Source organism: Salinigranum halophilum, from assembly GCF_007004735.1.
Classification (GTDB): Archaea; Halobacteriota; Halobacteria; order Halobacteriales; family Haloferacaceae; genus Salinigranum; species Salinigranum halophilum.
This window is the reverse complement of the sequence record NZ_SSNL01000007.1, coordinates 162,023-171,060: the sequence shown is the minus strand read 5'-3', so window position 1 is coordinate 171,060 and position 9,038 is coordinate 162,023. Positions and strand designations below refer to the sequence as shown.

10 protein-coding genes are annotated in these 9,038 nt (G+C 69.0%); 8 read left to right on the top strand and 2 right to left on the bottom strand.

Annotated features, from left to right (window positions below; genetic code table 11):
- From E6N53_RS19000 to E6N53_RS18985, 4 genes are all read left to right on the top strand, one after another.
- On the top strand, positions 1–161 hold a 161-nt coding region (locus tag E6N53_RS19000; RefSeq protein WP_142861021.1), incomplete at its 5' end, for a nitrogen regulatory protein GlnK1.
- A 123-nt stretch (positions 162–284) separates the two neighbouring features.
- Positions 285–1,622 carry a glutamate-1-semialdehyde 2,1-aminomutase gene (gene hemL, locus E6N53_RS18995; RefSeq protein ID WP_136592264.1) on the top strand — a complete coding sequence of 446 codons (1,338 nt, stop codon included), beginning with the start codon at positions 285–287 and terminating at the stop codon, positions 1,620–1,622.
- Between the two features lie 214 nt (positions 1,623–1,836).
- Complete coding sequence (locus E6N53_RS18990) at positions 1,837–2,865, top strand: amidohydrolase family protein (protein WP_142861020.1); 1,029 nt, start codon at positions 1,837–1,839, stop codon at positions 2,863–2,865.
- Positions 2,866–2,994: 129 nt separating this feature from the next.
- Positions 2,995–3,606, top strand: coding sequence for a hypothetical protein (locus E6N53_RS18985; protein WP_142861019.1), 612 nt, complete (start codon positions 2,995–2,997; stop codon positions 3,604–3,606).
- A 16-nt stretch (positions 3,607–3,622) separates the two neighbouring features.
- On the opposite strand, the gene E6N53_RS18980 is transcribed toward E6N53_RS18985, so the two are convergent.
- A complete protein-coding gene (locus tag E6N53_RS18980) occupies positions 3,623–4,048 on the bottom strand; it encodes a hypothetical protein (RefSeq protein ID WP_142861018.1) in 426 nt (141 codons plus the stop codon).
- A 126-nt stretch (positions 4,049–4,174) separates the two neighbouring features.
- Here E6N53_RS18980 and hemC point away from each other — a divergent pair, with 126 nt between their 5' ends.
- From hemC to E6N53_RS18965, 3 genes are read left to right on the top strand one after another with little or no spacing between them, the layout of a single operon-like run.
- Positions 4,175–5,260 (top strand): hydroxymethylbilane synthase, encoded by a 1,086-nt coding sequence (gene hemC / locus E6N53_RS18975; protein ID WP_136592260.1) that lies wholly within the window; start codon positions 4,175–4,177, stop codon positions 5,258–5,260.
- Positions 5,257–6,060, top strand: coding sequence for a uroporphyrinogen-III C-methyltransferase (gene cobA, locus E6N53_RS18970; protein ID WP_142861017.1), 804 nt, complete (start codon positions 5,257–5,259; stop codon positions 6,058–6,060). The genes hemC and cobA overlap by 4 nt, the downstream gene beginning before the upstream one ends.
- Positions 6,057–6,800, top strand: coding sequence for a uroporphyrinogen-III synthase (locus E6N53_RS18965; protein WP_142861016.1), 744 nt, complete (start codon positions 6,057–6,059; stop codon positions 6,798–6,800). The genes cobA and E6N53_RS18965 overlap by 4 nt, the downstream gene beginning before the upstream one ends.
- Before the next feature lie 91 nt (positions 6,801–6,891).
- Here the strand turns inward: E6N53_RS18965 and E6N53_RS18960 are convergent, their stop codons facing one another.
- Positions 6,892–7,296: a hypothetical protein gene (locus tag E6N53_RS18960; protein ID WP_136600596.1), complete on the bottom strand. Its 405-nt coding sequence runs from the start codon at positions 7,294–7,296 to the stop codon at positions 6,892–6,894.
- A 167-nt stretch (positions 7,297–7,463) separates the two neighbouring features.
- Between E6N53_RS18960 and E6N53_RS18955 the strand changes: the two genes are divergently transcribed.
- On the top strand, positions 7,464–8,978 hold the full coding sequence (locus tag E6N53_RS18955; RefSeq protein ID WP_142861015.1) for a helix-turn-helix transcriptional regulator: 1,515 nt from the start codon (positions 7,464–7,466) through the stop codon (positions 8,976–8,978).
- Positions 8,979–9,038 lie beyond the last annotated feature (60 nt).

Here is a 9,038-nt window from a genome sequence, read left to right as displayed (position 1 = left end):
AAGTCGAGTGTGTCGTCGCCGACATCCCCGCCGAGGACGTCGTCGAGGCCATCAGCGAGGCCGCCAACACCGGCGAGAAGGGCGACGGGAAGATATTCGTCCTCCCCGTGAGCGACGCGGTCCAGATTCGCACCGGAAAGCGCGGTCCCGAAGCGGTCTGAGCAGCGGTTCCCGACACCCGTTCTTTCGCGAGACCCACCGACGAGCGGCGGCGCTCACCGGCGGCTTCGGACCGCCCCACAGCGCCCGACACTACCAAGTCAGGGCCCACCCAAGCGGGGGTCATGAACCACGACCGCTCCCGCGACCTGTACGACCGGGCGCTCTCGGTGATGCCCGGCGGCGTGAACTCCTCGGTCCGGGCGACCCGCCCGTACCCCTTCTTCATCGAGCGCGGCGACGGCGCCCACGTCGTCGACGCCGACGGCAACCGCTACATCGACTACGTGATGGGCTACGGTCCGCTGCTCTACGGACACGACATGCCCGAACCCGTCCGGGCGGCCGTCCAGTCGTACGCCTCTGAGGGCCCGATGTACGGCGCGCCCACGGAGATCGAGGTCGACCACGCGGAGTTCGTCGCCCGGCACGTCCCCTCGGTGGAGATGATCCGGTTCGTCAACTCCGGGACCGAAGCCACGGTCTCCGCCGTCCGTCTCGCCCGCGGGTACACCGGGCGGGACAAGATCGTCGTCATGCAGGGCGGCTACCACGGTGCTCAGGAGTCGACGCTCGTCGAGGGCGGCCCCGACAGTCCGCACCCGTCGACGGCGGGCATCCCCGAGTCGTTCGCCGAGCACACGATTCCGGTCCCGTTCAACGACGAGGAGACCATCGAGACGGTCTTCGAGGAGCACGGCCACGACATCGCCGGCGTCCTCGTCGAACCGATTCTCGGCAACTACGGCATCGTCCAACCGGTCGAGGGGTATCACGAGACCCTCCGCGACCTCTGTGACGACTACGGTTCCTTGTTGGTTTTCGACGAGGTTATCACCGGCTTCCGGGTCGGCGGACTCGGCTGTGCGCAGTCGAAACTCGGCGTCACACCCGACGTGACCACGTTCGGGAAGATAATCGGCGGCGGCTTCCCCGTGGGCGCGATTGGCGGGAAGGCGGAGATAATCGAGTCGTTCACGCCGTCGGGCGACGTCTTCCAGTCGGGGACCTTCTCCGGCCACCCGGTGACGATGGCGGCGGGCCACGCCTACCTCACCTACGCCGCCGAGAACGACGTGTACGACCACATCAACGGGCTCGGAGAGACGCTCCGGGCGGGCATCACCGACATCTGCGAGGAGCGCGCGCCGGAGTACACCGTCGTCGGAACCGACTCGATGTTCAAGACGGTCTTCACCAGACAGGCCCCCATCAGCCTCGGCGACCAGTGTTCGAGTGGGTGCGAACAGCGACCCGACTGCCCGCGGTACGACCACTGTCCGAAGACCGGCCACGACGTCGCCGACGCCGAGACCGAGCGGTGGGAGCGCGTCTTCTGGCAGGAGATGAAAGAGAGAGGCGTCTTCCTCACGGCCAATCAGTTCGAGTCGCAGTTCGTCTCCTACGCCCACACCGACGAGGACGTCGAAGAGACACTCGAGGCGTACAAAGAGGCGCTCTGAGCCGTCGCCCGAGAGCCCGCGTGAGAGCGGACGGGGCGACCGTCGCCGGGGCAGCCGACGACTTTCGCCGTCGTGACTGCTCGACACGGCGCTCCCGAGCCAGCGAACGGCGGACCGGGCAGAACGTACCGACACGAAAAACCGAGTAGAGGAGCGGATTGTTCTGCAACTAGGCGAAGAAAACATATATCGTTACAGGCCCGCGAGGGTCGCCATGGAACAGTTCGAGGGAACGATACTCGCCGGGGAGTCGTTCGAACCGGTTCGCGGCCGCGTCGTGGTAGCGGACGGTCGTATCGAGGCGGTCGAGCAGACCGACACGACGTCGACGGACATCGTCCTCCCGGCGTTCGTCAACGCACACACCCACATCGGCGACTCGGTCGCGAAGGAGGCGGCGGTCGGTCTCTCTCTCGACGAGGCCGTCGCGCCGCCGGACAGTCTGAAACACCGACGGCTGGCGGCCGCAAGCCGGACGGAACTCGTGACCGCGATGCGTCGGACGCTCCGGTTCATGGAGCGGACGGGGACCACCGCGTTCCTCGACTTCCGCGAGTCGGGCGTCGAGGGTGCTCGGGCGCTCCGCGACGCCGCACGGGGGCAGATGGTCGACCCGTTCATCTTCGGGAGCGATGACCCGGCAGTGCTCGAGGTAGCGGACGGCTTCGGGGCGAGCGGTGCGGCCGACGACGACTTCGCCGCACGGCGCGCGGCGGTCCGAGAGGCGGGCGTCCCGTTCGCCATCCACGCCGGCGAGCCGGACGCCGACGACATCCACCCCGCGCTCGATCTGGAGCCGGACCTCCTCGTCCACATGGTCCACGCCGAACCGGAACATCTGGCCCGCGTCGCCGAACGCGAGACACCCATCGCAGTGTGTCCGCGGGCGAACCTCGTGCTCGGGGTGGGTCGGCCGCCGCTCCGGGACCTGCTCGACCACACGACCGTGGCCCTCGGGACGGACAACGTCATGCTCAACGCGCCGTCGATGTTCCGGGAGATGGCGTACACCGCCAAGTCGTTCGACGTGACGGCCCGGGAGGTGCTCCGGATGGCGACGACGGCCGGTTGTGAGATCACCGGGCGGAACGCGGGCGTCGTCGAAGCCGGCCGGGCGGCGGACCTCCTCGTCCTCGACGGTGGTTCGGACAACCTCGCGGGCTGTGCGGACCCGGTACGGGGTGTCGTCCGGCGTGCGGGACTCGGTGACGTCGAGACGGTCGTCTCGTCGACAGGCGGCTGAGCCAGCCGTCGAGTTCGACCCGCCCACGGAGGTCCTCCGCGTGCGCGGCGGGCTGTGGACCGAGCCGCCGTGTGTCGTCCCCGGCGGGTGACCGGGAGAGTTGAGTGTCGGCACGCCCTCCGGTCGGACATGTGCCCGCCGCGTGACGAAGGCCGTGACGACCCTGACGGGGCGTCGCCCGCCGAGTTCGACCCGCCCACGGAGACCGACGACGCGAACGGCGGCGACGGGGCCGCTATCGGTCGAAGTGGCGAGACCGCCGCCGGGTCCGACGGCGCGACCGGTGCGCCCGAAACGACGAGCGAGAGCCTCCGGCGGACGCTCGACGGCCTCTTGCCCGCTGCGAGCGTCGAATCGAACTGGTGGTACTGGATCGCGGCCGTCCCCGTCTACCTCCTGGTCACTCTCGTCGGCGGTGCCCTCGCGGCCGTCCTGTTCCTCTTCGCGGGCGTGCTCGATATCGTCGGGCTCGGCGGCCTCGCGAGCCTCTCGACGTTCGTCCTCTTCGGAGGCGTCGCCACGCTGGCCGGCCTCGTCGGCGTCGTCATCACGCTCGTGTTCCCCGTCGCGATGTACGTCGACGCGCGGGCGGTCGAACGGGAAGGCGGCGCGTGGACGCCCGACCCCGTCCTCTGGGGGTTGCTCGCCGTCGTCGCCGTCCTCGTGACGAACTTCGTGGTGAGCGTCCCGCTCGCGCTGTACTACCTCTACAGGCGGCACGAGGAACTCGGCACGCCGTGAAGGGCGTCCGAGCGCGCTACGACCGCGGCCGGAGGAGGACCCGGTCGCGGAACGACCGCCACAGCGTCGGCGAGGTGAGTCCGACGCCGACGCCGACGCCGACGAGCCACCAGCAGAAGACGAGGACGACTGTCGCGAAACTGGACGACTCGTCGAACGGGAACAGGACGAACCCGACGACAGAAATCACGGAGACGACGATGCCGCAGAGCCACGCACGGCCGACGAGCCGCCAGGAGAGCCGGCCGACGGACCAGTAGACGGCGGTCGCGAGAACCGCAGTCGTCACAGAAGCGGTCCACCAGGGCAGTCGCTCACTGGTGGCGGCCGAGATTATCGTTCGAAGCGGCCCCGTCACCGAGCCGAGAGCGACCCAGAGCAGGACGAATCGAAGGAAGTCGCCGACCCCACGGGCCAGCCAGTCGAGTCGGCTAGCCGTCATCGTCAAATGCAATGGTGCGGTCGGAGGGCGACAGAGGGAGGGACACAGACGGACGTGGAGACAGCCAGACAAGAGCGTGACGGCGGAAGTGGTGGGCTTTTCACTGTCGGTCGCGCATGCTCGCGTATGCCCACACGGACGCTCCGACTAGCGACACGCGGGTCGGACCTCGCCCTCCGGCAGGCGGCGAGCGTACAGGAGGCGCTCGAGGACCGCCGATACGAAGTCGAACTCGTCGAGGTCGAGACGGAAGGAGACCGAATCACGGACGAACTCATCCACCGACTGGGAAAGACCGGGGCGTTCGTCCGTGCGCTCGACCAGCGGGTGATGGCGGGGGAGGTCGACGCCGCGGTCCACTCGCTGAAGGACATGCCAACGGAGCAGCCGCCCGAACTGGTCATCGCGGGGGTACTCGAGCGCGCCCCGGCGAACGACGTCCTCGTCACGCCCGACGGCGAGTCGCTGGCGGACCTCCCCGAGGGGGCGACGGTCGGCACGTCGTCGCTCCGCCGCAGAGCGCAGTTGCTCAACGCCCGTCCCGACCTGGAAGTCGAACCGCTCCGCGGAAACGTCGACACGCGCGTCGAGAAGGTGCTCGCGCCGTCGCTCCAGGCGGAACACGAAGCCCGGGTCGAAGCCGACAAGGAGCGGAAGGGCCACATCGGCGAGGACGACTACGAACCGGAGTACGACCAGCGGCCACAGGAGTGGTTCGACTCGCGGACGGAGCTCGAACGGAACGCACTCGGCCGGGAGGTCGACGTTGAGTACGATGCCATCGTCCTCGCGGAGGCGGGCCTTCGGAGGAGCGGCCTGGACCACCAGGTCTCGTTCACGCGCCTCTCGCCGACGGAGTTCGTCCCGGCCCCGGGCCAGGGCGCAATCGCCGTGACGGCGACCGAGAACATCGACGACCTCAACGAGGTGCTGGACTTCCCGCGGACGCGCGTCGAGACGACCGTCGAGCGGACGCTGCTGGCAGAGCTCGGTGGAGGGTGTATCGCCCCCATCGGCGCGTACGCCGTCCTGCAGGGGTCGTACGTCCACGTGACCGTCCAGGTGTTCGGCCCCGACGGCGAGGACGTGCTCGAGGCCTCGCGTGACCTGCCGGTCGAACGGCACGGCACCGCCGCTGCGGACTTCGCCGCCGACCTCCGGGACCGCGGGGCGGCCGAACTCATCGAACGGGCGACGGAGGCCGCCGAATGAGCGACGCGACGGGCGACGGGGGTGACGTCGGCCACGTCTCGCTCGTCGGGTCGGGGCCGGGCGACCCGGAGCTGTTGACGGTGAAAGCCCGACGGCTCCTCGACGAGGCGGACGTCGTGCTCCACGACAAGCTTCCGGGCCCGGACATCATCTCACTCGTCCCCGAGGACCGGCGCGAGGACGTCGGGAAGCGCGCCGGTGGCGAGTGGACGCCACAGGAGTACACCAACCGCCGGCTCGTCGAACTCGCCCGCGAGGGCAAACACGTGGTTCGGCTGAAGGGGGGCGACCCGTTCGTCTTCGGCCGCGGCGGTGAGGAGATGGAACACCTCGCGAGCGAGGGGGTCCCGTTCGAGGTCGTCCCCGGCGTCACCTCGGCCATCGCCGGGCCGGCCGTGGCCGGCATCCCGGTGACCCACCGCGACCACGCCTCGTCGGTGTCGTTCGTCACGGGACACGAGGACCCGACGAAGGAGGAGTCGGCCGTCGACTGGGACGCACTCGCCGCGACCGGCGGGACCATCGTCGTGCTGATGGGCGTCGGGAAGTTGCCCGCCTACAGCGCCGAACTCCGGAGCGCGGGACTGGACCCCGAGACGCCCGTCGCCCTGGTCGAACGCGCGACGTGGCCGGGGATGCGCGTCGCGACGGGGACGCTCGACACCATCGTCGACGTCCGCGACGAGGCGGGAATCGAGCCGCCGGCGATCACGGTCGTCGGCGACGTCGCAGCGACCCGCGACCGGGTTCGAGCGTTTCTCCGGAGCGGGTACGAAACGGAGGTCGGTGAGGCGAGATGACACGAGAGGTCCGCGTCGCCGTGTTCCGTCCGGACGACGAACGACTCGCACAGGCGGTGGAACTGCTCGACTCGCTCGGCGCGACCCCGGTTCCGGACCCGATGCTCGCCGTCGAGCCGACGGGGAACGTCCCCGAAGACGCCCCGTACGTCGTCCTCACCAGCAAGACGGGCGCGGAACTCCTCGCGGAGGCGGGGTGGTTGCCGGGGGAGGCGACGCTCGTCTGTATCGGTCCGACGACGGCCGCGGCCGCGCGGGCGGCGGGCTGGACCGTCGACGCGATGCCGGAGGAGTACTCCTCGGTCGGACTGGTCGAACGACTCCGCGGAGACGTCGCAGGCGAACGGGTCGCAGTCGCACGGTCGGACCACGGGAGCGACGTGCTCCTCGACGGGCTCCGCGAGGCGGGGGCGACGGTGGAGGAGACGGTCCTCTACCGGCTGACGCGCCCCGAAGGAGCGGGGCAGTCGACCGTGATGGCCGCCGGTGGTGAACTGGAGGGTGTCTGTTTTACCTCATCGCTCACGGTCGAGAACTTCCTCGACGCGGCGGCCGAGCGCGGCGTCCGCGACGAGGCGGTCGCCGGCCTGAACGACGCGGTCGTGGGAGCCATCGGCGACCCGACGCGTGAGACGGCGGCGGCGAACGGCATCGACGTCGACGTCGTCCCCGACCACGCCGAGTTCGAAGAGCTAGCGTGTCGCGTCGTCGAGGCCGCGGCACCGTCGTACCACGAGTAGCGTGGTCACTGTCGTCGGAGCGTGGCCACAGAAGAGGGTGAACGTCGGCGATACCGTCGTCGGTCAGAGACGGCTCGTCCGAGACCGGTAGCTACGCCGAGTCCTCGTCTTCGGTCGTCGTCTCGTTCTCCATCGAGTCAGTCTCGTTGGTCAGCGTCTCGTTCTCCATCGAGTCCGTCTCGTTGGTCAGCGTCTCGTTCTCCATCGAATCCGTCTCGTTGGTCAGCGTCTCGTTCTCCATCGAATCCGTCTCGTCGGTCGTCGTCTCGTTCTCCATCGAATCCGTCTCGGTCATCATCTCCGTCTCCGTTTCAGTCTCGGTCATGGCCTGTTCGTCGTCGGCCGTGTCCGTGACGCCTTCTGCTCCCTGGCTCTCTGTCGTTCCGTTCGTCGAGGCACTGTCGCTGCCCGCACCCGAGCAGCCCGCAATCGCTGCAGCGAGTGTCGTCGTTACGCCGGCTACGAACTTCCGTCGAGAGCGGTTGTCGTCAGTCATGTCGCAGTCGTCGGCGACGGGTGACGGGTGCAAAAACCGGGGAGACCGTCCCGACTGTTCGGCGGTGAAACACGGATCGTTTCGACTGTTTCGAACGGAAACTCAGGCCGAGTGGATGATAAACAAAGCGTTAAACCGCAGATACGAGTAGATGTCACGACTGAGTCATGAGCGCACGTCTCGCCGTCCCTGCCACCGTTGTCGTCGCCGTCGTCTTGTTCGCCCTCACCGGCGGCGCCGTCGCTGCCGGGTCCGACGCCGTGGCCGTGAACAGCGTCACGCTGTCGGGGACGGGCGTCGTCGCGGACGGAGAGCGACCGACGGTCGCGGGGTGGCGTGCGGTGAACGTCACCACTTCGGTCACGACGGGGACGGACACGTACGACGTCTGTGCCGACGTGCATGGTAACACGGCCGGGACAGCCACCTGTCGGCAGGTCGATGGGACGAACGCGACCACGAACGTCACGCTGACGCTCGACGGGTTCCCGGAGAACGCGACCGGGAAGCGGGACCTGACCGTCACCGTACGTGCCGCGAACGCGACCAACACGAGCGCCGAACCGCTGGCGAGCGGAACGGTCGGCGTCCGGGTGCTCGGGGCGGCGGGCGACGTCGACGGCGACGGACTCGGCAACCGAGAGGAGTTCGAACGCGGGACGGGGTTCGACACGAGGGACACCGACGGCGACGGCCTCGCCGATGGTCCCGAACTGAACACCCACGAGACGGACCCGACGAGCACCGACACCGACGACGACGGCCTCGCCGACGGCGTCGAGGTGGACAACCAGCAGACCAATCCGACGGAGACAGACACCGACGGCGACGGCCTCGACGACGGCGTCGAGGTTGCCACACACGGGACCGACCCGACGAGCACCGACACCGACGGCGACGGCCTCGGCGACGGGGCGGAAGTGACCGAGTATCAGACCGACCCGACGGACACAGACACCGACGGCGACGGCCTCGACGACGGGCCGGAGGTCAACGTCCACGAGACGGACCCGACGAACCCCGACACCGACGGCGATGGCCTCGACGACGCGGCGGAGGTCCGTCGGTACGACACCAATCCGACGCGGGCAGACACCGACGGCGACGGCCTCGCCGACGGACGCGAGGTGAACCAGCTCGGAACGGACCCGACTCGGGCCGACACTGACGGCGACGGGGTCGACGACGCGGCCGAGGACGCGAGGGGTGGGGACGTCTCTCCGGACGACTCGAGACTGGTCGGTGCGCTCTCGCCCACGCCGGGCGTCGCCGTCGGCGCGCTAGCTGGCGTCTCACTCGCTCTCGGAGCCGGAGCCGTGTTGTTCTACCGCACACGCGGGTCGCCGTGGACCGACTCGTCCGGAGGCAGAACGGAACAGGTCGACGTGGAACCAGGGGTGGAGACCGACGGTGCGACCGAAGGCGGAACGGGCCACGTGGCGAGAGCGACGACGGACGAAAAGCGAGTTCACGAGGTACTCGACGAGCACGACGGGCGGGTACGACAGTCGGTCGTCGTCAGCGAGACGGGGTGGTCGAAGTCGAAAGTGAGTCGGGTGCTCTCGGGGATGGCGGACGACGGCGCGATTCAGAAGATACCCATCGGGCGAGAGAACGTCGTCGTACACCCCGACCGAGTTCCCGAAGGGGCGGAGTCACCGTTCGACTCGTCCGACGAGTAGCGAGAGCGGGGTCGATACCCGACCGGGTGGCCCGAGAGTTCTTGCCACGGAGCGACGTGT

Bases quoted from the DNA above. Each gene is read 5' to 3' on its own strand.
- E6N53_RS18980 (WP_142861018.1), bottom strand. From the start codon at position 4,048: ATGACGGCTAGCCGACTCGACTGGCTGGCCCGTGGGGTCGGCGACTTC.
- hemC (WP_136592260.1), top strand. From the start codon at position 4,175: ATGCCCACACGGACGCTCCGACTAGCGACACGCGGGTCGGACCTCGCC.
- E6N53_RS18960 (WP_136600596.1), bottom strand. From the start codon at position 7,296: ATGACTGACGACAACCGCTCTCGACGGAAGTTCGTAGCCGGCGTAACG.
- E6N53_RS18985 (WP_142861019.1), top strand. From the start codon at position 2,995: ATGTGCCCGCCGCGTGACGAAGGCCGTGACGACCCTGACGGGGCGTCG.
- hemL (WP_136592264.1), top strand. From the start codon at position 285: ATGAACCACGACCGCTCCCGCGACCTGTACGACCGGGCGCTCTCGGTG.
- cobA (WP_142861017.1), top strand. From the start codon at position 5,257: ATGAGCGACGCGACGGGCGACGGGGGTGACGTCGGCCACGTCTCGCTC.
- E6N53_RS18955 (WP_142861015.1), top strand. From the start codon at position 7,464: ATGAGCGCACGTCTCGCCGTCCCTGCCACCGTTGTCGTCGCCGTCGTC.
- E6N53_RS18965 (WP_142861016.1), top strand. From the start codon at position 6,057: ATGACACGAGAGGTCCGCGTCGCCGTGTTCCGTCCGGACGACGAACGA.
- E6N53_RS18990 (WP_142861020.1), top strand. From the start codon at position 1,837: ATGGAACAGTTCGAGGGAACGATACTCGCCGGGGAGTCGTTCGAACCG.